Raw genomic sequence first — 26,555 nt, forward strand, 5'->3', positions numbered from 1 at the left:
TTATTACTCGAACGCGCCTGTGTTACTAACAATGACCGTCGTTTCCATCTCGATGCCGGCCGAACTCGCCGACCGGATCGACGAGTTCGCGGACGAACACGGCTACACGGGCCGATCGGAGGTCGTCCGCGAGGCCGCGCGCACCCTCCTCGGGGAGTTCGAGGACAAGCGCTTGGAGGACCGCGATCTCATGGCCGTCGTCACCGTCCTCTTCGACTACGAGACGACGACCGTCGAGGAGAAGATGATGCACCTCCGCCACGAGAACGAGTCCATCGTCGCCGCGAACTTCCACAGCCACGTCGGCGATCACCACTGTATGGAGCTGTTCATTCTCGAAGGCCGCCTCGACGCCATCTCGACGTTCGTCGGGAAGATCCGCGCGACGAAGGACACGCTCACCGTCGACTACTCCGTGACGCCGGTCGACGACGTCGGTCCGTTCGCGTAACTCGACCGTGGCACGGAAGGTACTCTTCGACACCGACCCCGGCTGCGACGACGCGGTGATGCTGGCGGCCGCGCTCGGACACGACGCGATCGACGTCGTCGGCCTCACGACGGTCTGCGGGAACACGACCGTCGAGAACACGACGCGCAACGCCCGCGCGATCCTCGAACTCGGGGGCTACGACGTCCCGGTTGCCCGCGGATGCGCCCGGCCGCTCGTCGACGAGCTGACGACCGCGGAGTGGATCCACGGCGCGGGCGGCATCCGCGGCGACCTCCCGTATCCGAGCGGCGACGTCGGCGACGAACACGCGGCGGACGCCATCGTTCGCCACGCCCGCGAGCACGGCGGCGACCTGACGATCGCGGCGGTCGGCCCGCTCACGAACCTCGCGCTCGCGCTCGCCATGGAGCCCGCGCTCCCCGATATCGTCGACGACATCTACGTGATGGGCGGGGCGGCGCTCGCGGCCGGCAACGTCACGCCGGTCGCGGAGGCGAACTTTCACAACGACCCGGCGGCGGCGAGCCGCGTCGTCCAAGACGCGTCTCCCACACTGGTCGGTCTCGACGTGACGAACGACGCGACGATCTCCTTCGAGCGGATCGAGTCGTACGAGGCGCGCGGCGGCGTCCTCGGGACCGTCGCCGATTGGCTTCGCTACCCCGCGGACGCCCTCGACGCGCGCGAGACCGGGCCGTCGATCCACGACGCCGCCGTGCTCGCCGACATCGTCGATCCCGACACGCTCGACTTCGCGGACTACTACTGCGAGATCGACACGACGGGCGGGCCGTCGCACGGATCGGTCGTCTGCGACCAGCACGGCGTCTACGACGAGGCACCGAACGCCGCGGTCGCGCTCGACATCGACGTCGAACGCTACCGCGACGTCGTCGCCGCGGGCCTCTCCGGGTACGCGACGCACGCCGAGGCCCGCGAGTGACCCCCGACCGTCCCGGCGACGTGAGCGGGTCACCGACACGGGCTTCGACGACCGCACGCTACTACGACGGTGACCCGAACGGGGTGCGGTGATCCCACTGCCGGGACCGATCACCGGCCGGGCCCGCCACTGCGGGACGAACGCCTTACCAGCCGCCCCGGCGTACGCGCCCGCATGAAGGTCGTGAGCATCGTCGGGGAGAGCGACGCGGGGAAGACCACGCTCGTCGAGCACCTCGTCGCGGCGTTGGACCGCGCGGGCGCGACCGTCGGGACGGTGAAGGGCATCCACCACGCCGTCGAGCTCGACGAGCGCGGCACGGACACCCACCGCCACCGGAGCGCGGGCGCGGCGCGCGTCGTCGGCGTCACCCCCGACCTCACGGCGTCGTTCCGTCCCGTGGGCAAGGCCGACGGCGGCCCGGACGCCGCGCTCGACCGCGCGCTCGCCGAGTTCGGCGAGGATGTCGACGTCGTGCTCGTCGAGGGCTTCTCGGGGTCGGCGCTCCCGAAGGTCGTCGTCGGCGACCCCGGCGCGAGCGACTACGCCGGTCCCGAACTCGCACGCGTTCCGGTGCCCGACGACGCGGACGTCGACGCCCTCGCCACGCGGGTGCTGGCCGACGACGCGGACGACCCGTCCGACGCGGAGACGGGTGGCACGTAATTTCCGCATCTACCGAAGGTTTAGGTGCCGGTCGACCGAACACCCCGCCACCGATGTACGATCGATCGACCGCGGCGGCTGTATCGGGTATCCATGGCTGACGGCAGCGAGACGCGCGATCGACACGAGTCAGAGATCCGATCGCTGATCGGGGAGCGGGAGTTCGGAAACTACGTCGGCGGAGAGACGGTCCTGGCGTCCGCGGGTGCGACGTTCGCCCCGGAGGATCCGACGATCGCGGAGCCGATCATGACCGTCCCGGAGAGCGATGCCGGCGATGTCGACGACGCGGTAGCGGCCGCGAGCGACGCCTTCGCGGAGTGGCGAGCGCTGACGCCCCTCGACCGCGGGGACGTCCTGCGCGAGTGGTCGGCGGTCCTCCGCGATCACCACGACGAGCTCGCCCGACTCACCACGCTCGAGGTCGGCAAACCCATCGCGGCGGCGCGCGAGGACGTCGAGACCGGTATCCGGTTCGTCGAGTACTACGCCTCCGTCGCCGCCGGGAAGGAGGGCCGGGTACCCGACGGCGGCACGGACGCGCTCGCGTACGTCGAGGAGGAACCGTACGGCGTCACGGGCCAGATCCTCCCGTGGAACTATCCCCTCCTCCTCCTCGGGTGGAAAGTCGGTGCCGCACTCGCGACCGGGAACACCTGCGTCGTCAAGCCCGCCGAGCAGACGCCGTTGGCGACGATCCGCGCCGCGCAGCTCTCCGCTGGCGTTCTCCCTGACGGCGTGCTGAACGTCGTCAACGGCTCCGGCGAGACCGGCGCCGCGGTGAGCGGCCACGACGCCATCCGCAAGGTCTCGTTCACGGGATCCGTACCGGTCGGCCGGGAGGTGATGCGGGCCGCCGCCGACGACGTCACGCCCGTGACACTCGAACTCGGCGGGAAGAACCCCTTCCTCGTCTTCCCCGACGCGGACGTCGAGGACGCGGCGGAGACGGCCGCCGCCGCCGGTCTCTACAACAACGGCCAGTCCTGTGACTCCGGGACGCGCCTCCTCGTCCACGAGGACGTCGAAGCGGAGTTCCTCGACGTCTACCTCGACGCCGTCGCCTCGCGCACCGTGGGCGATCCGTTCGCCGACGTCTCGCAGGGGCCGCTCTGTCACCGCGAGCACTGGGAGAGCGTCCGCGACTACGTGGAACTCGGGAAATCCGAGGGCGCGACGCTCCTGGCGGGCGGGGGGCGGCCCACGGATGCCCCGACGGACGGCTACTACGTCGAGCCGACGGTGTTCGGCGACGTCGAACCGGGGATGCGCATCGCCCAAGAGGAGGTGTTCGGTCCCGTCCAGTTCGTGATGACCTTCTCGGAGTACGAGGAGGCCATCGAGGTCGCGAACGGCACGGAGTACGGACTCGCCTCGGGCGTTTTCACCCGTGACGTCGCGCGGGCGCACCGCATCGCGAGCGACCTCGACGCCGGCAGCGTCTGGGTGAACCACTACTTCGGTACCGTACCGGGCACGCCCTTCGGCGGCTTCAAGCAGTCCGGGATCGGCCGCGAGTGCGGCTCCGAGGCCCTCGACGAGTACACGCAGTCGAAGTCCGTCCGCATCGCACTCGACCGATGACTGCGGTCGCGCCGCTCTCCGTCGCGGTCGTCCAGACCGAGCCGACGTTCGGCGACGTCAAGGCGAACCGCCGCGAACTCGACGAGCGTATCCGCACCGCGGCCGGTGACGGCGCCGATCTCGTCGTTCTCCCCGAACTCGCGAACACCGGCTACGTCTTCGAGACGCGTGCCGAGGCCTTCGCGCTCGCCGAAACGGCCGAGGGACCGACCGTCTCCGACTGGGTGTCGACCGCGCGCGATCTCGACGTCTGGATCGTCGGCGGGTTCGCCGAACGCGACCGCGATCGGCTCTACAACAGCGCGGCCGTCGTCTCGCCGGACGGTGTGGAGGAGGTGTATCGGAAGGCCCACCTCTGGGACCGTGAGAAGCTCTTCTTCGAGCCCGGCGACGGCGGTTTCCCGGTCGTGGACGCGCCCTTCGGCCGGCTCGGCGTCCAGATCTGCCACGACCTCTGGTTCCCGGAGGCGACGCGCCTGCAGAGGCCCTCGACGGTGCTGACGTCGTCGCGCTCCCGACGAACTGGCCGTACGAGGGTGAGCGACCCTCGGAGTGGACGGCCGGCGTCCACCTCGCGATCGCGCGTGCGACGACCAACCGGGCCGGGTGTTCTTCGCGTACGCCGACCGGTGCGGTACCGAGCGCGGGGTCGACTTCGAGGGGCAGAGCGTCGTCGTCGGCCCGGCGGGTCGGCCGCGTGCCGGCCCCGCGAGCGTGACGGACGCGGAGACACGCTCCGCGTCGCTCGATCTCGCGAGCGCGCGGGACAAGCGCCTCGCGGCGCACGCCGACGCGTTCGGCGATCGACGCACCGACGCCTACTCGCTCGATACGGTCGAATGAGGGTGAGGGGGACGCGGGCCGGGCCCTTCCCTTAGTTCAGGAAGACGATGGCAGCGAGGAGTACGACGAAGAACGTCGCCCACGCGGCGAGCGAGAGACGGACGGACCGCCTCGATTCGAGCGGGGCGGTCGTCGCGGCCGTCGCGGCGTCGTCGCCGAACCCTTGCGTGATGAACCAGTAGCTGATGAGCGCGCCGAACCCGAGTTCGGAGACCCACGCGACGCCGAGGAGGACGAGGAACGTGGTCTCGCTGATCACCGTTCCTCACCCCCGTCGGCCCGCGTGGCCTCGTCCGGGAGGTCGGCGAACGCGAAGTCGTCGGGCGTGACGGCGCTCCCGAGGGCGGTGAGCCCCGTCGAGACGATGTGGCCGACGGCCATGATCTCCCACAGCTTGAGGCCGACCCAACCGGGGAGCGCGGCGTTCCCGAGCAGGAGGTAGGCGGTGACGAGTTGGCTCACGACGACGCCGGCGACGAACGGGCCGGCGCTCGTGCACCGCCAGAACAGCGAGAGCGCGAAGGGACCGACGAGCCCGCTCGCACCGATCCCGCCGATGAGCAGGAGCGTGACGAACGAGAGCCGCCCGCTGACGAACTCGGTGCCGGCGAAGACGACGACGGCGAAGACGATGCTGGCGTAGCGGGCGACGCTGAGCTGTTCGCTGCTGTCCGCGTCGCGGTTCCAATGCCGGTAGTAGATGTCGCGCGAGGCGAGGCTGGCGATGGCGGCGAGGTAGGAGTCGACGGAGGAACCGAGCACCATCAACGTCACGAGGATGAAGACGACGGCGGCCCACGACGGGAGGAGCGAGAGCGTCTCCACGGAGAGGTTCCCCGGGGACACCTCGGGGAACGCGGAGAGCCCGACGACGCCGATGACGCCGTACATGGCGATAGTCGTGAAGACCCCGATGCCGCCAACGGTGAGGAAGCGCGAGGTCTTATCGCGCCGGACGGCGAAGACGCGCTGCCACGTCGCCATGCTGACGACGCCCCAGACGCCGAGGCCGAGCGCGTACGGGAGGAAGAGCCCCTCCAGCGAGGAGAGGTTTCCCATGCTGAAGAAGGCGTCAGCCTGCCCGCCGAGATTCGTCACGGCGTGCTGGTAGACGACGTTCGGGTCGCCGGCCTGCCAGACGAGGAACGGGACGAAGACGAGCGTCAGGACGATGGCGGAGACGAACTGCACGAAGTCCGTCGTCATCGAGCTCCAGAGCCCGCCGAGGAGGATGTACGCGCCGATGATCGCGACGAGCACGGCGTTCACGACGGTGGGGCTGATCCCCGTGAGCCCGCCGATGACGGCACCGCCGACGAAGAGCTGAATGATACCACCGAGCACCATCGTGTACAGGACGACGCAGACGACGGCGAGGTGGGGGAGCCGGCTGTCGAAGCGTTCGAGGAAGTACTCGCTGTACGTGAGCCCCTGTGGGAAGAGCCGTCGCATCCGGAGCGCGAACGGGATCACGACGAGACTCGACAGCACCGCGGGCGCGGCGTACATCCAGATGCCCGCGATGCCCGTGATCCCGACGTACTGCGGGACGCCGAGGACGTCTCCCGCCCACATCCAGGTGACGGCGAAGCTCGCCGTCGTGAGGCCGAGTCGCGCTCGGCCGCCCGCGGTGATGAATTCGGAGGCGTTGGTGACTCCCTGACGGCGGTAGACGTAGTAGGCGAGCGCGATCATTCCCGCTCCCCAGAGGGCCAACAACGCGGCACCGGTCGTCGAACGGATCACGGGACCGCCCCCGACACGTGGTAACTCATTTCCGTGAGACACTCTCTCACAGCGTGACTTAATTATTGTGCTCCCCGTGTCGAAGGACGTTTGAGACGGACGATACAAACCACATCCCGTGAAAAGTATCGACCTCTCGCACGAACTGCGGTCAGAGATGCCCATCTACCCGGGAGACCCGGAGGTATCAGTGGAAACTGCCGCGACTAACCCCGAAGACGGCTACCACGTCTGCTCCCTCGCCCTCGGTACGCACGCCGGGACGCACGTCGACGCGCCCCGACACGTCGACGCGGCGGGCCCGACGCTCGGAGACGTCCCGCTCGACGAGTTCCGCCTCGACGCCCGCCTCGCGCCGGTCGACGCCGGCGCTCGTGAGGCGATCGGCCCCGATCGTCTCCCCGACCCGGACGACGCCGACGTGCTCGTCGTCCGCACCGGATGGGACGCCGAGTGGGGGACCGAGCGATACTTCGATCACCCCTATCTCACGGCGGCTGCCGCCACCTGGTGCGTGGAAAACAATTACCACCTCGCGGTGGATTTCCTCAGCCCCGATCCGACGCCGACGGCGAACGCCTCCCCGTCCGACCCCTCGGGATTCCCTGCGCACGAGCGATTGCTCGGGGCCGATCGGCTCGTCTTCGAGAACCTCACCGGTCTCGACGGGCTCCCGGATCGGTTCGCGCTCCGCGCGTATCCGCTCAAGATCGACGCGGACGGCGCGCCCGTCCGGGCCGTCGCGGAACTCGACTAGGTCTGGGCGAACTTCCGTTCGAGGAGCGTTACGAGGAGATACGCGCCGAGGCGCTGGGTCCCCTCGGACGGGTCGAACGTCGGTGCGACCTCCATCAGGTCGGCCGCGCCGACCGCGTCGTGTGCGCCCAACACTTCCATGGTTCGGAGGGCCTCGTCCGCGCTGAGACCGCCCGCCTCGGGCGTCCCGGTCCCGGGGGCCATCGACGGGTCGACGGCGTCGATGTCGAACGTCACGTAGACGGCGTCCGTCCCCTCGGCGGCGGACTCGACGGCGTCCGCGACGACCGTCTCGATGCCGCGCTCGGCGACGTCGCGCGCCGTGTGGAGGTCGAGGCCGACGTCGTCCGCGAACTCGAAGAAGTCCGGGGCCTCGTAGCCGCGGATGCCGACCTGACTGACGTGTTCGTAATCCGAGTACGGCGAGTCGGCGATGTGGTGGGTCGGCGAGCCGTGGAAATGCTCCCCGAAGAGCGCGCTTGACGAGGAGGTGTCGGTGTGCGCGTCGATCTGAACGAGGCCGACGGAGTCGTGGCCCGCGCCCTCCGCGAACCCGCGCACCGCGGGGTAGGTGCAGTAGTGGTCGCCGCCGAGCATCACGGGGAACGCCCGCTCGGCGACGGTGGCGACGTGTGCGGTGATGCTCTCGGCGGTCTTCGTCTCGTCCATCGGGAAGACGGGAACGTCGCCGCAGTCCGCGAGGGTGAGCCGGTCGTAGTCGACCTGCTCGCGCGTCTGCATGTTCGTCAGCCCGCCCTTGTAACCCGAGAGGTACGCCCACCAGCCGCTCGCGCTCCGCAGCGCCTCGGGCCCGTATCGCGCGCCCGGTCGGTTCGTCACCGCGCCGTCGTACGGCGCGCCCAGCACCGCGGCGTCCACGTCGTCGACGTCGTCGACGTCGCGCTGGGCGGCCTTGAGGAAGGTCTTGATGCCGCTGTACGCGAGGCCGACATCGGCGTCGTCGTAACGCTCGTGGAAGGCCGCCGCGGGCGTCCGATCGCTCATTCGTTCGCCCCCGCGACACCGCGCGGCCGCGTCGCATCGCCGTTCGAGAGAGAGACGTCCTGTCGCATCGTACACCGGAAACTCGGTGCCGTATCACTATAACCCTTCGTCACTCTCCGCCGCGTGAGCGACGCCGGCGATTTCACGCCGTATACGACTACTCATGGCGCTGGGTAAGGGTTTGATTCGTGCTCTCTCGGCTCGGGCGCCCGCCGCTCCCGGTCTCTCAGTGCGATACCGACCGGAATGGTCGTACCACCGAATCGGGGGCGCCGGCGGTCGGCGAATCGCCGACAGCTAAGTGGCGCTGCGGTCAACCCTCGGTCGCAATGGTCGACCTCGACCGGCGGACCTACGATCTCCTCCGCCTCGTCCGGGCCGAAGGCCCCATCGGGAGCATCCGGCTCACCGACCTGATGGAGCGCCACGGATACACGATACAGGGGCGCACGATTCGGCTGACGCTCGCCGACCTCGACGAGGCGGGGTTGACCGAGAAGGTTCCCGGTCGCGGCCGACGCCTCACGGATCGCGGGCGGCGCGAGCTCGAACGCGGCGACGTCACCGGCCGCCTCGAACAGGTCCGCGAGCGCATCGCCACCCTCACCGACCGCGTCACCTACGACCCCATCGAGGACGTGGGGACCGTCGTGACGTCCGCGGTGACGGTTCCGGGACACCGCATCGATGCCGCGCTCGACCGCCTTCGCGCGCTCGACGACTCGCCGCTCGGCCCCGTCCGCGGCGCGGTCGAAGCCGTCGACGGGGACGGCGACGGTGACAGTAACGACGACGCCGTCCGGTTCGTCTTTCCCTCCAGCATCACGGTCGAGGGCGTCCTCCTCGCGCGCGGTATCCCCGTCGACCTCCAGACCGCCGGCCTCGTCGAGTACCGCGCCGACGACGGGCGCGAACGCGGCGGCGCCGTCGAGCGGTACGTCGACGCGATCAGCGGGACCGACTCGACCGTTGACGTCGTTACGCTCCTCATCGAGGCCGGCCGGACCGACGTCGCCGCGGCGCTCGACGGTGCGGGTACCCTCATCGTCGACAACTACGAGTTCCCGATATCGCGGCTCGGCGAATGCCTCGACCTCACGGCGGCGATGCGCGAGCACATCGGTGGCGTCCTCGACGTCCGTCGCCCCCGGGAGGACGGCCCCTTCCCGGGCCCGCGCCCGAACTTCGACTTCGCGTCGCTGACGTACGGCGGCATCGGCGAGCTCGCCGTTGCCCTGCTCGTCGAGGGCGACCACGCGGCCTCGTGGCGCACGCTCGCCGGGACCGAAGAACGGGGCGAGCTCCGCGCCATCGAGCACGTCGCGTCCGTCCCGCCGCTGGTCGATCGGTGAGCGGAACTCGCCGCCGACGTCGTCGCGTCCGCGCCCCTCGCGTTTCTCCCCTCGATAGGCCGCCTCGGCCAGTCGCTCAGAGCTCGCCGACGAGCTCGTCGGGGTCGTAGCCGTCGATCGGGCGGGGGTCGTCCTTCAGCGTCTTGATGACGAACTTCGAGCTCGTCCGGCGAACCTCGTCGATGGCCTCGAAGCGGGAGACGAGGTCCTCGACCATCCCTCGGTTCGCCAGCTGTGAGACGACGATGAAGTCCGTATCGCCCATCATGAAGTAGATCTTGCTCGCGCCCGGGATCTCCGCGAGCTTCCGCCCGACCTCGTCGTGGTACCCCTCCTCGTAGTCGGCGCGCACCTCCGTGATGACGGTGAGGTTCAGACCGAACGCCTCCAGGTCGATGTCGAACACGTCGTTCGTGATGACGCCGCGCTCCCGGAGCGCGTCCAGCCGGTAGTGGACCGTTGACTTCGGAATCCCCGTCTCCGCGGCGAGCTTCTCGGGGCTCCCGGTCCCGAGCTTCGCGATCGCGCCGAGGATGCGGACGTCCTTCTCGTCGAGGTCGGGTTCGCTCATCCCCGTGAGACGTGGCGCCGGGCCGTCCTATGCGTGTTGGTCCGGACGCGATCGGACCCGGAGACGGCGAGCGCCGTGGTCGCCGAGCCCTGCGCGCTCCCAGGGGGACGCCCCGGTTACGCCAGCTCGTCGAGTGCGTCTCGGAGCGCCGTCACGGCGCGCGAGAGCTGTTCGCGCGTGATCGTGAGCGGGGGCTGGAAGCGTATCACGTTCTTGTAGTACCCCCCGACGCCGATGACGACGTTCGCCTCCTCGCGGAGGTGTTCGCCGACGCGCGCCGCGAGGTCGGCGTCCGGCGCGGGCGCGTCGCTTATCGGCCCGCTCGCGTCGGGATCGACGAGCTCGACGCCCCACATGAGCCCGAGCCCGCGGCTCTGGCCGACGGCGTCGAAGTCGGCTTCGAGGGCGGCGAGCTCCTCGCGGAGCCACGGCTCCTGTTCGCGCGCGTTCTCGACGATGCCGTCCTGCAGCTCGTCGAGCGTGGCGAGCGCGGCGGCGCACGCCACCGGGTTCCCGCCGAACGTCGAGAGGTGATCGCCCGCGCTGAAGCTGTCCGCGATCCCGGCTCGCGCGCTGAACGCACCCAGCGGCAGGCCGTTCGCGATTCCCTTCGCCTGCGTGATGACGTCCGGTTCGAGGTCGAAGCGCTCGCTCGCGAACAGCGCCCCGGTCCGCCCGTACCCCGTCTGGACCTCGTCGGCGATCAGGAGCGCGCCGTGGTCGTGGGCGATCTCCTGGACCCGGTGGAGCCACTCGGCGGACGGGACGACGATCCCCGCCTCGCCCATGACGGGCTCGACGACGACCGCGGAGAGATCGCCGCTCGTGTGGGCGCCGATGACCCGTTCGAGCCGGTCGGCGCAGCTCGCGTCGCAGCGCTCGCCGTCGCAGCGCGGACAGCGGTACGCGTACGGCGGCGCGGTGTGCGCGACGTCGTTGATCGTCGGGGCCATCCCCGCCTTGTACGACTTGTTGCCCGTGAGCGCGAGGCTCCCGAGCGTCCGCCCGTGGAACCCCATTTCGAGCGAGACGACCTCCTTCGATCCGGTGTGCTTGCGCGCGAGCTTGATCGCACCCTCGACCGCCTCCGTCCCGGAGTTACAGAAGAAGGTCTTGCGCATGTTCCCCGGCGTGACCTCGGCGAGTCGCTCGGCGAGCGACGCGACGGGCTCGTTCGGGTGGACGTACGAACAGCCGTGGACGAACTCCTCCAGTTGCGCCGTCGCGGCCTCGACGACGGCGTCGTTCCCGTGGCCCGCGTTCATCACCGAGATCCCCGAGAAGACGTCGAGGTACTCGTTCCCCTCGAAATCCTCCAGCGTACAGCCTTCCGCGCGCCGGACGGGGACGTTCAGCGACTTCCAGATGGGCATGACGTAGTCGTCGTACGCCTCCCGAACCGCCGCGTTCGACCGCCCGGTGGCAGTATCCTGTCCAAACATATTGTCTCAATTCGAATTGAGTACAATACAATATAGACCCACCGAACGGTGTACGGGTGATCCCGGTTCGTCGGCGCCTCCACGGGCAACGGCGTGCGCCTTCCCTCCGCGATGGCGGCAATCCGGGGGCCGTCCGCTCCGGCGGCCAGCGCGGAGCGGTGGTCTCAATACCGCTCGTCCACGTCCTTCGGACGTGCTGTCGGACGCCCTCGCCGCCCTGCCGGTCCGCCCCTTCGCCGTGATGAACGCCGTCGGCCTCGTCGCGTTCGCGCTCGTCGGCGCGACGAAGGCGATCCGCGAGGAGTTCGACCTGTTCGGCGTCACCGTCGTCGGCCTCGCCACGGCGTTCGCCGGCGGGGCGACGCGCGACCTCCTCGTCGGACGCGTCCCGCTCGTCCTCCGGTCGTTCGGTGAGATCTCGCTCGCGCTGATCGGCGTCGCGCTCGCCGTCGGCGCGTACGTCGTCCTCGACGCCGCGGACGAGCACCCCGCGACGCTCGTCTCGGACGCGATCGGGCTCGCGGCGTTCGCCACCACGGGCGCGATCGTCGCGACGAACGCGGGCGTTTCGGGGTTCGGCGTCATCACCGTCGCCACGATCAACGCCGTCGGCGGCGGCGCGCTCGCCGATCTCCTCCTCGGTCGCCAGCCGTTCGTCCTCTTCGACGACTTCTACGCCAGCTGTGCGGTCATCGGCGGCGCGGCGTACTGGCTGTCCGCGGGCGTCGGCGGCCATCCCCGTACAGCGGCCGCGGTCTGTGCGGGCGTCACCGTCTGCGCGCGGCTCCTCGCCGTCTCGCTCGACTGGCACCTCCCGACGGCCCAACGCCTCGGCCGCCGCTGGCGTCGCCGCTGACGGGCCGCTAGGTGGGGTCGTTTCACCCCGTTTCGTCCGCGGTCAGCACACCGCGGTATTCGACCGAGTTACCGCATTCGGGGCGACGATACTGCGGACGGGGCGGTGTGTGGACTCACTCGTTCACGAGGAGGATCTTCCCGCGGAAGTCGCCCGCTTCGGCGCGCCGGTGCGCCTCGGCGACGTCCGCGAACGCGAAGCGCTCGTCGACGTGTGGCGCGAGCGCACCGTCGTCGACGAGCGCCGCGATGTCCGAGAGCTCCTCGCCGATGCGTTCCTGTCCCTCGCCGAGGAGGACGGGGAGGATGACGAGCACGACGCCCAGTTCGAGCGACTTCGCGTGCATCGGCGCGAGCGAGAGCGACTCCGCGGCGCTCGACTCCGTCGTCACGACCGCACCGTAGGGACGGACGGCCTCGAAGGCGGTTTCGAGGTGGTCGTCGCCGACCGGATCGAAGACGACGTCGAAGCCGCCGTTGGTCGCGTGCTCGCTCACGTACGTCTCGACGTCCGTCGTCGTGTAGTCGACGGTCGCGTCGGCACCGAGCGTCGCCGCGAAGTCGCGCTTCGCGGCCGTCGATCCCGTCGCCGTCACCTCGCAGCCGAACCAGTCGGCGAGCTGGACGCCGATGTGTCCGACGCCGCCGCTCGCGCCGTAGACGAGCACCTCGTCCCCGAGGCCGACGTCGGCCTTGTCGGTCAGCATCTCCCACGCGGTCAGAGCGACGACCGGGAGCGCGGCGGCGTCCGCGAGCGGGATCGACGACGGCGCGTCCGCGAACGTCCCCGCGTGGCCGACGACGTAGTCCGCGAGCGCGCCCTGTCGGCCCGCCCCGCCCGGCATGCCGTACACCTCGTCGCCGACGTCGAACGCCTCGACGCCCTCGCCGACCGCGTCGACGACGCCGGAGACGTCGCAGCCGAGCGTCGCCGGGAGCGACGGCGCGAAGTCCGGGATGTCGCCCCGGCGGATCTTGTAGTCGACGGGGTTGACGCTCGACGCCTCGACCGCGACGCGGATCTCGCCCGGGCCGGGGTCGGGGACGGGGACCGTGTCGGTCTCGAAGGCGTCCGCGTCGCCGTACGCCGCGATCCGGTGTGCCGCCATCTCTGTGGGCATACACGCGGCTTCGGTCTCTCGTTCGGAATACGTGGCGGTCCCGGCGACCGATGCGCATTCTCGGGACGGCGTCGGCCGAGGGGCTCCGTTCTGCTCTCCTCTCCCCCGACACACTTCACGACCCCGGACTCGGCGCGCGCGTGCGCCACCTTGAGGCTCCCCCGGACGCACGGGACCGTATGGGTACTGATACGCTCTCCGTCGGCGTCCTCGGCTACGGCTTCATGGGGAAGGCGCACGCGAACGCGCTCGGACGACTCCCGCTGTTCTTCCCGGACGCGCCCGACGTCTCCCTCGACGTGCTCTGCGGCCGCGACGCCGACGCGGCGCGCGAGGCCGCGGACCGCTTCGGCTTCGCCGACGTCGAGACCGACTGGCGGGACGCGATCGCGCGCGTCGACGTCTTCTACAACCTCGGACCGAACGACGTCCACGTCGACCCGTCGATCCGCGCGCTCGACGAGGGCGTCCACGTCCTCTGCGAGAAGCCGCTCGCGCCGACGCTCGACGGCGCCGAGCGGATGGCCGAGGCCGCGGCCCGAAGCGACGCCGTCGCCGCGACCGCGTTCAACTACCGCTTCGTCCCCGCGATCGAGTACGCGCGGCGGCTGATCGCGGACGGCGCCCTCGGCGAGATCAGACACGTCCGCGCCCGCTACCTCCAGGACTGGCTCGTCGATCCGGACGCGCCGTGGTCGTGGCGTCTCGACGCCGACAGCGCGGGGACGGGTGTGCTCGGCGACCTCGGTGCACACAGCATCGACCTCGTCCAGTTCCTCGTCGACGACGTGGCGGCCGTCAGCGGCCAGTGTACGACGTACGTGGACGAGCGACCCGACGACGACGGCCGCCTCCGATCGGTCACGGTCGACGACGCGTTCAGCGCGCAGGCGACGCTCGCGTGCGGCGCGACGGCGACGTTCGAGGCGACGCGCTGTGCGACCGGCCACAAGAACACGAACGCGATCGAGGTCGAGGGCACCGAGGGCGCGATCCGCTTCGACCTCGAACGGCTCAACGAACTCGACGTGCTCCGCGGCGACGACCGCGGCTTCGAGACGGTGCTCGTCACGGACCCGGACGACCCCTACGTCGAGCACTGGTGGCCGCCCGGTCACACGATCGGGTGGGAGCACACGTTCGTCCACGAGAACGCCGCGTTCCTCCGCGCGGCGGCCGACGGCGACGACTACGACCCGGACTTCGGGACGGGGCGGGACGTCCAGCGCGTCGTCGACGCGATCCAGCGGAGCGACGAGCGCCGCGAGTGGGTGTCGCTCTAGCGGGGCGCTTACGGCGTCGCGGACCGAACGGGCAGTCGTACCGATGTGGACGGACGGACGGACCGAACGGACCGCGCGGATCGCCGCGGCCCTCGCCCTCTGCACGCTGGCGGCGTGCGCGCTCCTCGGCGGTACGAGCGCGGCGCTCCCCGAGCACGGATCGGCCGAGTCGGTGGGGATTGACGGCGTCACGACGAACGGAACGGCGACTAACGGGACAGCGACGAACGGGACAGCGACGAACGGGACGACGACCGGCACGTCTCTCGTCGTCCGCGGCGTGACGAACCGACAGCCGGACGAGGCGGCGGTGTTGCTCTCGCTTCGCGCGACAAACGGAACGACGACCCGACTGACGAGCGCCCAGACGTGGGGGTGGGACGGCGAGTGGACGGCGGCGTTCGACCTCGACGGCGTGCCACCCGGCGTCTACCGCATCGAGGCGACGACGGGGGACGACACCGACGTCGAGTACGTCCGGCTCGGGACGTCGGATGCGAAATCAGACGCGAACGAGACGGACACCAACGGGACGGACGTGGGCGCCGCGCGCTGACCACCGCACGCGTCGACGGTCCCGTCACAGACGAACTCGACAGCGGGAGGGGCGTAACGAGTGCGACGAGACCGGTGGCGGCGAAGCGGGCGAGAGTGCGGCCGCCGGCGAACGGGCTGTCGAGGACGCGTCGGATCGCCACTCGGCCCGTCGGTGAACGCGCGGTCGGCGGACAGCTGTCGCTCGGCGGGACGAACGATGGGGTCGGGGTGGTGCGCCCTCGACCCCGGATGGGTAACACGTGTGGTGCACGGCCCGGAGTCCGAACGGGGCTCCCGGAGTCTCACCGTATCCGTCCGTGCTGGCTCTATGTCGTTCTAACGACACGAAGGTAATAAGCGTGTCGCTCGTTTCGCCTCCCGAGTGTCGTCGCCGGGTGGCCACGCATGTTACCGGTAGGCGTTCGAGTTACTACGTGGGCGGAGTAGCGGACGCCAGATGTCCGTCTATGCGCCCGGGAGCGCCGCTATCGGCCGTTCGACGGGACAGACCAGACCGTCGAGGCGAAGGTCCAGCGCGCGCTGGAGATCGGCGCGGCACACCTCGATCTCTCCGCGGAGTCGGCGCGAGCGCCGCGGTGCGCGCCGCGCTGAGCGAGCGCGCGCCGCACCGGTCACCAGACCAAGATAAAAATGGACGATCACAAACGAGTGGTTTCTTATATCGTAAACACGATTGGGATAGCGATGACGAGTGGGACATGCGTCTCAGAGAGTTCGACTTGGGTGCCCGTTTCTGTATCGCACCGTCGGGGGCGGCGATGACTGGATGGGTCCCGACGACGTGCATGCGGTGTGCGGTCGGGTGCGGCCACCTCCAGCGCGGCGCGGACCTCGGCAACGGGGTCGACTCCGTACGCGGCGACGCGGGACACCCGACGAACCGCGGCCTCGCCTGCCAGCGCGGGGTCAGCGAGACCGCGGATCCGGACGCGACGTTCCTCACGCGTCCGCTCGTCCGGCGCGACGGCGAACTCGTCTCGACGACGTGGGACGTCGCGCTCGGGAAGGTCACGGAGGCGATGCGGGTGGCGCGCGAGCGCGACCCCGACTCGATCGGGGTGTTGGGGAGCGGCCAGCAGACGAACGAGGCGGCGTACGCCCTCGGGAAAGCCGCGCGCGGCGCGATCGGAACGCGACAGTACGACGCGAACACGACGCTCTGCATGGCGTCCGCCGTGACCGCCTACTACGACGCGTTCGGGAGCGACGCGCCGCCGTGTAGCTACGCGGACGTCCCGGAGGCCGAGAGTCACGTCGTGTGGGGGGCGAACCCAGCCGTCGCCCACCCCGTGTTCTTCCGGTGGGTGACGGACAGCGCGCGCGACGGGGAACTGATCGTCGTCGACCCCGTGGAGACCGAGACCGCCGAGACCGCGGACGTCCACGTCCGGCCCGACCCGGGGGCGGATCTGACGCTCGCCCGCGCGGTGCTCGCGTGCGTCGTCGAGACCGGCCGAGTGGACGAGGCGTTCGTCGACGCGCACACGGCGGGGTTCGACGCCGCGATCGCGGACCTTCCAGACGTCGATGCGGCCTGCGAGGCGGCGGGCGTCGAGCGCCGCGACGTCGAGGCGCTGGCGTCGGCCCTCGACGCGAAGACCCTCCTCTACTGGGGGATGGGCGTCAATCAGAGCACGCGCGGGACGGCGACGGCGGGCGCGCTGATCGACCTCTGTCTCGCCACCGGCAACCTCGGGGAGGGGACCGGCCCCTTTTCGCTCACCGGGCAGGCGAACTCGATGGGGACGCGGGTCTGCTCGTCGAAGGGCGGCTGGCCGGGGATGCGCGACTACGACGACCCGGACGCGCGCGCCGAGGTCGCGGACGCGTGGGGGATCGACGTCGCGCGCCTCCCCGACGACTCCGGGCCGGGCCCGGTCGACATGTTCGAGGCGGTCGGCGACTCGATCGACGTGCTGTGGACGGTGGCGACGAACCCGGCGGCGGGGCTCCCGAACGCCGCGGACGCCGCCGAGCGATTGGACGACGTCTTCCTCGTCGCACAGGACGCCTTCCACACGGAGACGGTCGAGCATGCGGACGTCGTTCTGCCGGCCGCGACGTGGGGCGAGAGCGAGGGCACGACGACGAACATGGAACGGACGGTCTCGCGCGTCCGCGCCGTCACGGACCTCCCGGCGGGCGTCCGGACCGACCTCGACGTCATCGCGGCGGTCGCTAACGGCGTGCGCCGCGGCACGTTCGAGCGCCACCCCGAGCCCGCGGCCGTCTTCGACGAGATGACGGCGCTGACGGCCGGGGCGCCCGCCGATCTCTCCGGGCTCTCCTACGACCGCCTCGACGACGAGGGCGCGGTGCGCTGGCCCGCCCCGGACGCGGAGACGTCGGTCGCCTACCGCTACCGCGACGGCGACGGCTGGGCGTTCGAGACGCGGAGCGGGGACGCGCGCTTCTCGACGGGCGCGCCGACGGACGATCTCCCCGAACCGACGACCGACGCGTACCCGTTGACGCTCACCACCGGCCGAGAGAGCGACGGCTACAACACGGGCGTCCGCTCGCGCGGCGGCGACACGGCGATCCCCACGGTCCGGGCGAACCCCGCGGACGCCGCGGACGGCGATCGCGTGACCGTCGAGACCAGACGCGGATCGGTGGCGGCGGTCGTCGCGGCGGACTCCGCGGTGCCGCCGGGCGTCCTCTGGCTCTCTATCCATCACCCCGCGACGAACCGGCTCACGCTCCCGGCCGTCGATCCGCGCTCCGCGGAGCCGAACTACAAGCAGTGCGCGGCCCGCCTCGTCCCGCGAACGGACGGCGCGGACGTGCCCGAGACGAGCGACGCCGGCGCGGCGAGCGAGGCCTCCGACTGACGCGACACTCCGTTCGCCGCGACGGCTCGCACGCCCTCTTTAGGGTGACGAATGACTAGGAATATCCAGATATCGTAATCGAATGGTCTCCTGATGGCGGTTCTTGTTGACGACCTTAGTCTGATTTAGGGTATTGATGCAATTCACTCACAACCTTTTTCACTCCCCGTCAGTCACACTGTAATCGAATACAGACAAATTTCGTCCACTTCTAACGGTATGAAGTGGCCATACGACTCACAACAATGGCAAACTACAAAGAGGACGTCAAATCGGAGATGTACGGTGACGCGGTGCGGGAGAAGATCGAGGAGTTCGCGGAGCGGGGGTGGGAGGCGATCCCCGAGGACGAGCGCGAGGAGTGGTTCACGCGCTTCAAGTTCTGGGGGGTGTTCCACCAGCGGGACGGACAGGAGAGCTACTTCATGATGCGGTTGAACAACTGCGGGGGCGTTCTCGAACCCGAGCAGTTACGCGCGATCGCGGAAGTCGCCGACGAGTACGCCCGCGGTCCCGCGGAGAACCCCCGGTGGGGGAACGGGTGGGTCGACTACACGACGCGTCAGTCGATCCAGCTCCACTGGCTGAAACTCGAGGACATCCCCGCGATCTGGGGGAAGCTGGAGGCCGTCGGCGTCTCCAGTCGCTCCGCCGGCGGCGACACGATGCGGAACATCTCGGGGTGTCCCGTCGCCGGGAAGGACGCCGACGAGTACGTCCCGACGCGCGACCTCCTCGACGAGATCGAGGAGGGCATCCGCGGCGACGACGACCTCGCCAACCTCCCGCGGAAGTTCAACATCTCGGTGACGGGCTGTAAGGTGGGCTGTGCGCAGGACTCGATCAACGACGTGGCCCTGGAGCCCGCCCACCGCCCGGTCGACGGCGAGCACACGAGGGGGTTCAACGTCCGCGTCGGCGGCGGCCTCGGCGGGCGCGAACCGCGGAAGGCGCGTCCCCTCGATCTCTTCGTCACGCCCGAGCACGCCTACGAGACCGTCAGGGCGTTCGTCGAACTCTACTGCGAGGAGGGTAACAGGCAGAACCGGAACGAGAACCGCGCGCGCTTCTTCGTCGACGAGTGGGGGACGGAGGCGATCCGCGAGGAGCTCGACGAGCGCCTCGATTTCGAGTTGCTGCACGCCGGCACCGACTTCCGCGGCGAGTACACCTACAACGCCGGGAAGCGCGACGCCGAGGGCCGACACGACCACGTCGGCGTCCACGATCAGACCGACGAGCGCAGCTACGTCGGCCTCTCCGTCCCGGTCGGCCGGATGCCCGCGGCGGACGCGCTCGCGCTCGCAGACCTCGCTGATCGCTACGGGAGCGGCGAGATTCGGCTCTCGCGCCGGCAGAACCCGCTCGTCATGGACGTCCCGGACGAGCGCGTCGCCGACCTGCTCGATGAGCCCCTCCTGGAGACCTACTCGCCGGATCCGAGCGTCTTCGCGCGCGGCGGGATGGCGTGTACGGGCACGGAGTTCTGCTCCATCGCGCTCGCGGAGACGAAGACCCGGATGGCGGAGACGCTGGGGTGGCTCCAGCGCAACGTCGAGGTCCCGGACGACGTGACGCAGCTGAAGATCCACTGCTCGGGGTGTACGGCGGACTGCGGGCAGGCGATGAGCGCCGACATCGGCCTCCAGGGGATGCGCGCGCGCAAGGACGGCGAGATGGTGGAGGCGATGGACGTCGGCGTCGGCGGCGGCATCGGCCGGGAGCCGACGTTCATCGACTGGATCCACCAGCGCGTCCCGGCCGACGAGGTGCCCGGCCTCCTCAAGAACGTCATCGAGACGTACGCCGAGATGCGCAACGACGGCCAGACGTTCCGCGAGTGGGTCGAGGCGACGGGCCACGAGACCATCGCGGAGCTCGCCGAGCCCGAGGAGACCGACTACGCCGATCCGTGTCTCACCGACGCCAAACAGGCGTGGTACCCCTTCGCGGAGGGCGACGGGCCGGCGCCGACGGACGCCGAGGGTACCCCGATCGAGGTGGGGGGCGATGACTGACGGCGAGCGCGCCGGTCGGCGGTACGACCGCGACGTGACGGCGGCCCGCGACGGATCGACGCGGCGCGCGGACGCCGAGAGCGGCGACTCACCGGGTGGCGACCCGGGTCTCGGCGGTGACGCCGCGCGCGTGGGTCCGACGGCCCGTCCGGCCGAGCTCACGGCCGAGGAGCACGACGCGTACTACCTCACCGACCCGGGGGACACGGAGGTGCACTGACGCGTGCAGGAGAAGACCGAACAACTCATCATCGCCACCGTCGGGTTCTTCTGGGCGTTCCTGATGTGGTTCTCGACGGCGGCGTTCAGCACCTCCATTTCGAGCGCGTTCACCCTCACGACGGGCGGGCTGGCGCTGCTCGCGTCGAGCGCGCTCTGGCTCGCCCCGCCCGGCCGCGTCGCCGCTGGATGGGCGGCCGACCGCTTCGGAGCGCACAACATCTTCGCGTTCATCCTCGCCTACTCGGGACTGATGAGCGTCGCCTCCGCGTTCGCCGTGAACTACGACGTCCTCTTCGTCGAGCGGCTGATCGTCGCCTCCGCGGGGATCAGCTTCGTCGTCGGGATCCAGCACGTCTCGCAGTGGTTCGACTCCCACGAGATCGGGACCGCGGAGGGGATCTACGCGGGCACGGGGAACGCCGGCGCGGGCGTCGGCGCGCTCGTCCTCCCGCGGCTCTACGGGACGAACTTCGATCAGGCGTTCCTCCACCTCGGGATCGTCGCGCTCCTGATCGCCGCCGTCTACAAGTGGCGCGGGAGGCCCGCGAAGGACCGCGCGACCGCGGAGACGGCGCGCGCGAACTCGAATCTGAAGTCCACGCTCTACGTCTGGACGCGCTTCGCCGCCATCGGCCTCATGCTCGCGTACGCGATGTCGTTCGGCCTCGAAATCGCCATGAACTCGTGGCTCCCGACCTACTACGCGACCGGGTTCGGGGACGCGATCGCCGGCCTCGGCTTCACGGGCGTCGCCGCGATCCAGACCGCCGCGGGGACGTTCGCGGCCGTCCAGTCGTTCAACGCGTCGCTCTTCCGGCCGTTCTCGGGTTACATGTCCGACCTCTGGCAGCGCAAGGGGTGGACGCCGTACCCCTTCCTCTCGGTCGAGCAGGGGTACGCCCCGCGCGTCCACTGGCTGTTCACCGCGCTCTGTCTGATCATCGCGTCCCTGTGCGCGCTCAGCGTCGCCGGCTACCTCGGCGTCCTCCCGCTCTCCGTCGTCATTCTCGCGGGGTTCGGGGTCTGCGTGAGTTTCGGGACGGGAGGCGTCTTCGCGATCGTCCCCGTGATGTTCGAGGAGCGTCCCGGCGTCGCCGCGGGGTTCGTCGGGGGCGTCTCGACCGCCGGCGGCATCGTCTACCCGCTTGCGTTCGGCTGGATGCCGAACATCCACAGCGGGTACGCACTCGTCGCCATCGGGCTCTTCGTGCCGTTCACGCTGTTCTACGTCTGGGCGATGCGCTCCGATCGGGGGCTGTCCACGCACGGCATCGGCTCGCGGGAACGCTGGCTCGGCCCCAGCACCGAGACCGCCCCCGGGGGTGACGACTGAATGACCGACGCCGACGTCGACCCGGCGCGCGAACCCTGGTACCGCTGGGGCCGGCGCGTCCTCTACGCCGAGATGCTGATCGCGGTGCTCGTCACCGTCTTCTCGCTCTCCCTCGCATTCATGGGACAGGCGGGCTACATCGCGTAGGCACGCCCCCGCTCCCATCGTGGGTCGATACCCGTACCCGTCCCGCACCCGGTATCCGATACGCGTCTCTCGGATCCGGTGGGTCGACGCCGCCACGGCGTTCTGTCCGGAATAGCGACGCACAGCGATCGCCGACCGGTTGAGCAGATCCGTGACACTGCCCCCGCACTCGGAGCGGCGCTTCCGAGACCGGCGGCGTCACCGCCGTGGTCGACGCCGTGCCGGGGGGCGACGCCACGGCCGTCCCGACGCCGTCACCCGCTCACAGCGTTCGGCGGTGGACCGTAGTCGCCGCGGTCTCCAGCTCTGTGTCGTCCGCCGCCGCGACCGTGACGTGCCCCCCGTCGTGGGTGGCCTCGACCGTCGCCTCGAACGCGCCGTCGCTCGGCGTGACGACGGCCGCGTCCACGGGCGTCCGTATCGCCACGCGTTCGCCCGTCGTCCGCCCGGAGACGCGGAGCTCGCCGCCCTGAACGTGCGTGGTGACGTCGAGCGTCGGCCCCGCGGCCTCGTGGAGACCGCGATCGCGGTAGCGGCGCTCGACGACCGCCGGGGTCTCGACGGGTTCGCCCGCGTCGATCCCGTGCGCCAAGCGGACGTACTGCGCCATCGCCCACGCGAGCGGCGTCGCCGACCCCGTGCCCTCGCCGAACGCCCAGTCGTACCCCGTCCCGTACTCCCGGTCCCAGACCTGCTCGGCGATCATCCGCCCGGGGTTGGCGAACTCCTGCATCGCGCGCAGACAGCCCGCGGGATCGACGTCCGTCCCGGCGCTCGGCGCGTCCGCGAGCAGTTCGTACTCGCCGCGCTCCCCGGTGAGGAGCGGCCAGAGACGCCCCTTGCCGGCGTTCTCGGCCGACCACGGACCGCCCTGGTCGCCGGTCGCGCGCTCGCCGTAGCCGTCGCCGTTGTACCGGTAGAAGCCGGGTGCGGAATCGGCCTCGACCCGAATGGAGCGATCGACGGCCGCGATCGAGTTCTCGATCGTCGGATCGTCGGCCGGCAGGACGCCGAGCCGGACGAGTTCGAGGAATCCCGCGTCGATGATGTCGCGCTCGTCGAGCGTCGGCCCGCCGTTCGCCAGCGTCCGGTAGTGGCCGGCGTCGGGGTCGCCGTCGCGCGTCACGCGGACGTAGTAGGGGGTCTCCGGGTGACGCGCCGTCCCCGTCTCCGTCGCCGTCCACGACTCGACGTTCGCCGCCCAGTCGTCCGCGAGCGCCAGCCAGCAGAGCGCGTCGGCCGCGTGCCCCGCGTCGTCCGCCAGCATCGCCGCGCACGCCAACCCAGCGATCTCGGTGGCGATCGACGACGGCGAATACCCCGACTCCTCCTCCCAGCGTTCCTGGGCCGTCGAAGGGCCGTTTCGCGCGACGTAATCCGCCGAGCGACGGACGTTCTCGTAGCCGTAGGGAACGTCGTCGAAGTCGAAGCCGGCCTCGCGGAGCTGATACGCCATCACCTGCGGGAAGGAGATGTTGTCCATCTGCTCGCCGCCCCAGCGCGTCGTCCCGTTGACGTAGGTGTTCTGCGGGATGAACCCCGCCTCGTCCTGCTGGTACTCGTAGATGTACGCGAGTTGGTCGACGGCGATGTCGTGGAAGCCGACGGTGTCGAAGACCGTGAACACCTGGTAGAGGTCGCGCGACCAGACGAAGTTGTAACCGTACCCCTTGGGCTCGTCCGCGACCACCGCCTGCCCCCACGGGACGGACGGCGAGGCGATGGACGCGCCCGCGTACGTCTTGTCCTCGACCGCGAGGAGACACATCAGCGCCGCGTCGTACTGCGCTTCGAGCTCGTAGTCGCCGCGGACGGACGCGGGCGTGTCAGTGCCCGCGAGCGCGGAGCGCCACGTCCCGACGTACGACTCGCGCACCGTCTCGAAGCCGCGTTCGAGGGCGCCGTTCGCCTCCCCGAGCGCGGCCGCAGTGTTCGCCTGCTCCGCGAACCCGAGCGCGACCGTCTCCTCGATCGACGATCCCGATCCGACCTTCCCGACCAACACGACGTTCCCGTCGGTGACGGACGACCGCCCGTCGGGGATCGCCCCGTCGAAGAGGTCGGCGAGGCGGTCGCTTCCGGCGGCGTCGACGGTCGCCCAGTCGAAGCGGCCGGTCGTCGCCAGCGCGAGCGCCACCGAGTACGCCTCGCCATTCTCGTCGACGAGGAGCGGATCCGGCGCGTCGGCCGCGTAGGTCGCCCGCTCGCTCGCGACGAGGTTGTAACTGCCCGCCTCGCCGACGCGGAGGCCGCTGACGTCGTCGGCGACGTCGCCGAGGGAGAGGTCCGCCACCGAGAACACGTCGTACGTGGCGCCGTCCGCCGCCTCGAAGGTCACGTCCGCGACGACGGCGTCGTGATCCGTGTCGACCGCGTACTCGACCGTCAGCGTCCACTCGTGGCCGTCACCGACGTCGTCGGCCACGAACACGTGCCGGTAGAGGAGGGCGTCGTCCGCGACGGGCTCGACCCGGCGGAGGACCGCGTCGGTCTCCTCGCCCCGGCGCGTGTGCGTCCGCACCGTGTAGCCGTCGTCCCGGCACCGGACGAGGAAGTCCATCGTCCGCAGGTTCATCACGTCGATGCGCGGGAACCGCGCCTCCGTCAGTGCCCCCTCCGTGAGGGTGAACCACACCCGCGAGGGCTCCGCCGCGTCGTGGTCCGCGGGCGTGCACAGCCCGTGTTTCTCGCCCGTCGTCCACCGGGGACGCTCGGGCGGCGTGACGGCCTCCGTGGCCGGCGCGGGGAGCGCGCCCGCGTCGTCGAGGAGCGCCATCGCGTGCAGTCGGAGCGCGTGCGACCAGCCGAGCGGCGTCGCGCTGTCCGCCGTGCCGTCGTCGTACACCTGCTCCGCGAGGTAGCCGGCGTCGGTGGCGAACGGGCCGTCCGCGCCGAGCAGTTCGTAGAGTCCCCCCGCCCGTTCGAGGAACCCCGCGCCGCCCTGTCCGCGCTCGGTGAGGAGGACGCCGAGCCGCGCCGCCGCGACCGCGCCGAGCCCGGTGGCGACCGACCACACCTTCGGCGACGACTGGTTCGCCGCCCGCCAGTCGTCGCCCTCGTAGCGGATCAATCCCGCGACGTCGCTCCCCGGCGGATCGCGGAACAGCCCGCTCAGCGCCGCATCGACGTGGCGCGCGAGCCGACCGACCTGTCGCTCCGACACCGCGATTCCGGACGCGTCCTCGCACGCGACGACCGCCTCGACGAGCGCGAGCGAGGCCGCGTCGAGGCGGTCGTCCAGGTCGCCGTCGATGAGCCGCATCCCGTAGCGCTCGTGCTCCGCGTCCCACAGGTGATCGAGGCCGTCGAGGACCGTCGCCGCGCCCTCGCGGGCGCGCGTCGCCACGTCCTCCGGGACGGGCGCGGCCGCGATCGTCGCGTACGCCTCCGCGAACGTCGCCGCGGTGTGCGCGAACTGGCCGACGGCGTTCTCCCACGCGTTCTGACAGCGCTCCGGGAGCCCGTTCTCGGCGAGGCCGTCGTCGAGCGCGTCGAGCGCGTCCCCGATCGACTCCCGGATCGCCGCCGCCACCGGCGCGTCGAGCGCGTCGCCGCGCTCGGTGAGCACCGTCGCTAAGAACGCCGCGACGGTCGCCGTCTGGTCGGCCTGATACTCGTGCGAGCGTCGCTTGCGCTCGACCTTCGCGTTCGCCCATCCGGGGGCGAGCGAGCCGTCGGTCGCCCACACGCGGTGGGGCCACGTGCCGTCCGCGAGCTGCGTCTCGCAGTAGAAGAGCGCGGATTGGACGGGATCCGCGCCCGTCCCGATGTCGAGGCGATCGCCCGCGTCCAGCAGACGACGCGACACCTCCGCGTCGTCGCGGAACCAGACGTAGCCGTACCCCCCGCTGTTGGCGTAGAAGGGGTCGAACTCGGGGCCGGCGATGCGGCCCCCGGTCGGCCCTTCGAGGAGGTCGACGACGCGCAGGTCGGCGCGCACCGATCCCGCGCGCGGCACGTCCTCCGGGACGCTGATCGGCGTCCGCGCGATCGCGGCCTCGCGGAGGCTCGCCGCGCTCTCGTGGTTCCTCGCGCACGCCCGGAGGTCAGTGAGCGCCGTCTCCCGGTCGATGTCGTCGTGATCGGAGAGCTGCGTGACGAGCGTCGTCCGAACGCCGCGGCCCTCGCGTTCGAGGGGCGCGGTGACGACGAAGTTCCCGCTCAGACGCGTCTCGTCGTAGGGTTCGACGCCGCCGCGGGGGAACGACACCGGGGCGTCGTCGACGATCTCCGCGAAGCGCTCCGGGCGCTGCCCGCGCACGTCGCGCAGTCCCGTCGAGGCCGTCACGTAGTCGTGCTCGCGTCGGTGGAACACCTCGAGCGCCTGCGACCCGTCCGGGCCGCCGTTCTCGTGGACGAGCGCGCCGACGCGGCCCTCGCGGCCCTCCGGGGCCGCCGTCAGGAACGCGACGAGCCGGCTCTCCGCCGGCACGACGCCGCGGAGCTCGACGTGCGTCACGTGCGCGCGCCCGAGCGTGAGGTCGAACTGGTGGACGGTGAAGCCGTCGGCGTCGAACTCGGTCTCGACGAGCCGCGTCCCGCGGTAGTAGTGCTGGCGGAGGACGTCGAGCTCGTCGAACCAGTACGTCCGATCGGCCGTTTCGATGCCGAACCGCGATCGGTCGATCCCGTGCAACCCGGAGAGCGCGTCCGAGTAGTCGCGGAGCGCGCCCGACGGCGAGACGTGGACGAGGCGGTCCCCGTGTCCCGAGAACGCCCCCGTCGTCGTCCGCGTTTCCTCCGGGAACCGCTCGTCGTGTTGGCGCTTGTACTCGTTCAGCGCCGTTGTCAACCGCATGCGACTACCACCCACGCCGACTAC

General features: G+C 70.6%; 22 protein-coding genes and 1 pseudogene. 16 read left to right on the forward strand and 7 right to left on the reverse strand.

Annotated elements, in window-relative coordinates:
* The first annotated feature begins 31 nt into the window (after positions 1 to 31).
* The 6 genes and pseudogenes from IEX91_RS03145 to IEX91_RS16240 all read left to right on the forward strand — a co-directional run bounded on the left by IEX91_RS03145 (position 32) and on the right by IEX91_RS16240 (position 4,490).
* Entirely contained in the window at positions 32 to 451 is a 420-nt protein-coding gene (locus tag IEX91_RS03145) for a CopG family ribbon-helix-helix protein (protein WP_188877060.1), read from the forward strand.
* 7 nt (positions 452 to 458) lie between these two features.
* Positions 459 to 1,397, forward strand: a complete 939-nt coding sequence (locus IEX91_RS03150) for a nucleoside hydrolase (protein WP_188877061.1) — start codon at positions 459 to 461, stop codon at positions 1,395 to 1,397.
* Positions 1,398 to 1,571: 174 nt separating this feature from the next.
* Positions 1,572 to 2,063, forward strand: coding sequence for a molybdopterin-guanine dinucleotide biosynthesis protein B (gene mobB, locus IEX91_RS03155; RefSeq protein ID WP_188877062.1), 492 nt, complete (start codon positions 1,572 to 1,574; stop codon positions 2,061 to 2,063).
* 93 nt (positions 2,064 to 2,156) lie between these two features.
* A complete protein-coding gene (locus tag IEX91_RS03160; RefSeq protein ID WP_188877063.1) occupies positions 2,157 to 3,647 on the forward strand; it encodes an aldehyde dehydrogenase family protein in 1,491 nt (496 codons plus the stop codon).
* Positions 3,644 to 4,066, forward strand: a pseudogene (locus tag IEX91_RS16700) (nitrilase-related carbon-nitrogen hydrolase); the annotation flags it as partial. The gene IEX91_RS03160 and the pseudogene IEX91_RS16700, both read left to right, overlap by 4 nt.
* Before the next feature lie 187 nt (positions 4,067 to 4,253).
* Positions 4,254 to 4,490, forward strand: coding sequence for a carbon-nitrogen hydrolase family protein (locus tag IEX91_RS16240; protein WP_229772771.1), 237 nt, complete (start codon positions 4,254 to 4,256; stop codon positions 4,488 to 4,490).
* A gap of 31 nt (positions 4,491 to 4,521) precedes the next feature.
* Here IEX91_RS16240 and IEX91_RS03170 read toward each other — a convergent pair whose 3' ends face one another.
* Both IEX91_RS03170 and IEX91_RS03175 read right to left on the reverse strand, forming a co-directional pair.
* Positions 4,522 to 4,749 carry a hypothetical protein gene (locus IEX91_RS03170; RefSeq protein ID WP_188877064.1) on the reverse strand — a complete coding sequence of 76 codons (228 nt, stop codon included), beginning with the start codon at positions 4,747 to 4,749 and terminating at the stop codon, positions 4,522 to 4,524.
* Positions 4,746 to 6,236: a sodium:solute symporter family protein gene (locus tag IEX91_RS03175; RefSeq protein WP_229772772.1), complete on the reverse strand. Its 1,491-nt coding sequence runs from the start codon at positions 6,234 to 6,236 to the stop codon at positions 4,746 to 4,748. Before IEX91_RS03175 ends, IEX91_RS03170 begins: the two co-directional genes overlap by 4 nt.
* Before the next feature lie 118 nt (positions 6,237 to 6,354).
* On the opposite strand from IEX91_RS03175, the gene IEX91_RS03180 reads away from it, so the two are divergent.
* Positions 6,355 to 6,993: a cyclase family protein gene (locus IEX91_RS03180; RefSeq protein ID WP_188877065.1), complete on the forward strand. Its 639-nt coding sequence runs from the start codon at positions 6,355 to 6,357 to the stop codon at positions 6,991 to 6,993.
* Here the strand turns inward: IEX91_RS03180 and IEX91_RS03185 are convergent.
* Positions 6,990 to 7,997, reverse strand: a complete 1,008-nt coding sequence (locus IEX91_RS03185; RefSeq protein ID WP_188877066.1) for an agmatinase family protein — start codon at positions 7,995 to 7,997, stop codon at positions 6,990 to 6,992. The genes IEX91_RS03180 and IEX91_RS03185 overlap by 4 nt on opposite strands.
* Positions 7,998 to 8,326: 329 nt before the next feature.
* Here IEX91_RS03185 and IEX91_RS03190 point away from each other — a divergent pair, with 329 nt between their 5' ends.
* On the forward strand, positions 8,327 to 9,349 hold the full coding sequence (locus IEX91_RS03190) for an NrpR regulatory domain-containing protein (protein WP_188877067.1): 1,023 nt from the start codon (positions 8,327 to 8,329) through the stop codon (positions 9,347 to 9,349).
* Positions 9,350 to 9,425: 76 nt separating this feature from the next.
* On the opposite strand, the gene IEX91_RS03195 is transcribed toward IEX91_RS03190, so the two are convergent.
* Positions 9,426 to 9,920, reverse strand: a complete 495-nt coding sequence (locus tag IEX91_RS03195; protein WP_188877068.1) for an Lrp/AsnC family transcriptional regulator — start codon at positions 9,918 to 9,920, stop codon at positions 9,426 to 9,428.
* A 116-nt stretch (positions 9,921 to 10,036) separates the two neighbouring features.
* Positions 10,037 to 11,362, reverse strand: coding sequence for an aspartate aminotransferase family protein (locus tag IEX91_RS03200; protein WP_188877069.1), 1,326 nt, complete (start codon positions 11,360 to 11,362; stop codon positions 10,037 to 10,039).
* A 241-nt stretch (positions 11,363 to 11,603) separates the two neighbouring features.
* Between IEX91_RS03200 and IEX91_RS03205 the strand changes: the two genes are divergently transcribed.
* Positions 11,604 to 12,218 (forward strand): trimeric intracellular cation channel family protein, encoded by a 615-nt coding sequence (locus IEX91_RS03205; protein WP_188877354.1) that lies wholly within the window; start codon positions 11,604 to 11,606, stop codon positions 12,216 to 12,218.
* 115 nt (positions 12,219 to 12,333) lie between these two features.
* Here the strand turns inward: IEX91_RS03205 and IEX91_RS03210 are convergent, their stop codons facing one another.
* Positions 12,334 to 13,338 carry a zinc-binding dehydrogenase gene (locus tag IEX91_RS03210; protein ID WP_188877070.1) on the reverse strand — a complete coding sequence of 335 codons (1,005 nt, stop codon included), beginning with the start codon at positions 13,336 to 13,338 and terminating at the stop codon, positions 12,334 to 12,336.
* A gap of 179 nt (positions 13,339 to 13,517) precedes the next feature.
* On the opposite strand from IEX91_RS03210, the gene IEX91_RS03215 reads away from it, so the two are divergent.
* The 7 genes from IEX91_RS03215 (at position 13,518) to IEX91_RS03245 (ending at position 21,733) form a co-directional block, all read left to right on the forward strand.
* The gene (locus IEX91_RS03215) at positions 13,518 to 14,621 is read left to right on the forward strand and encodes a Gfo/Idh/MocA family protein (protein ID WP_188877071.1); all 1,104 of its coding nucleotides are present in this window, start codon (positions 13,518 to 13,520) and stop codon (positions 14,619 to 14,621) included.
* A 43-nt stretch (positions 14,622 to 14,664) separates the two neighbouring features.
* Positions 14,665 to 15,177 carry a hypothetical protein gene (locus IEX91_RS03220; RefSeq protein ID WP_188877072.1) on the forward strand — a complete coding sequence of 171 codons (513 nt, stop codon included), beginning with the start codon at positions 14,665 to 14,667 and terminating at the stop codon, positions 15,175 to 15,177.
* Between the two features lie 760 nt (positions 15,178 to 15,937).
* Positions 15,938 to 18,013, forward strand: coding sequence for an assimilatory nitrate reductase NasA (gene nasA / locus IEX91_RS03225; RefSeq protein WP_188877073.1), 2,076 nt, complete (start codon positions 15,938 to 15,940; stop codon positions 18,011 to 18,013).
* A gap of 245 nt (positions 18,014 to 18,258) precedes the next feature.
* Positions 18,259 to 20,031 (forward strand): nitrite/sulfite reductase, encoded by a 1,773-nt coding sequence (locus IEX91_RS03230; RefSeq protein ID WP_188877074.1) that lies wholly within the window; start codon positions 18,259 to 18,261, stop codon positions 20,029 to 20,031.
* Positions 20,024 to 20,251, forward strand: coding sequence for a hypothetical protein (locus IEX91_RS03235; RefSeq protein WP_188877075.1), 228 nt, complete (start codon positions 20,024 to 20,026; stop codon positions 20,249 to 20,251). Before IEX91_RS03230 ends, IEX91_RS03235 begins: the two co-directional genes overlap by 8 nt.
* Positions 20,252 to 20,254: 3 nt before the next feature.
* Entirely contained in the window at positions 20,255 to 21,586 is a 1,332-nt protein-coding gene (locus tag IEX91_RS03240; RefSeq protein ID WP_188877077.1) for an MFS transporter, read from the forward strand.
* A complete protein-coding gene (locus IEX91_RS03245) occupies positions 21,587 to 21,733 on the forward strand; it encodes a hypothetical protein (protein ID WP_188877078.1) in 147 nt (48 codons plus the stop codon).
* A 262-nt stretch (positions 21,734 to 21,995) separates the two neighbouring features.
* On the opposite strand, the gene IEX91_RS03250 is transcribed toward IEX91_RS03245, so the two are convergent.
* Positions 21,996 to 26,531 carry a glycoside hydrolase family 15 protein gene (locus IEX91_RS03250; RefSeq protein WP_188877079.1) on the reverse strand — a complete coding sequence of 1,512 codons (4,536 nt, stop codon included), beginning with the start codon at positions 26,529 to 26,531 and terminating at the stop codon, positions 21,996 to 21,998.
* Positions 26,532 to 26,555: the final 24 nt, after the last annotated feature.

Origin of the sequence: Halarchaeum nitratireducens (assembly GCF_014647155.1) — an archaeon.
GTDB lineage: Archaea > Halobacteriota > Halobacteria > Halobacteriales > Halobacteriaceae > Halarchaeum > Halarchaeum nitratireducens.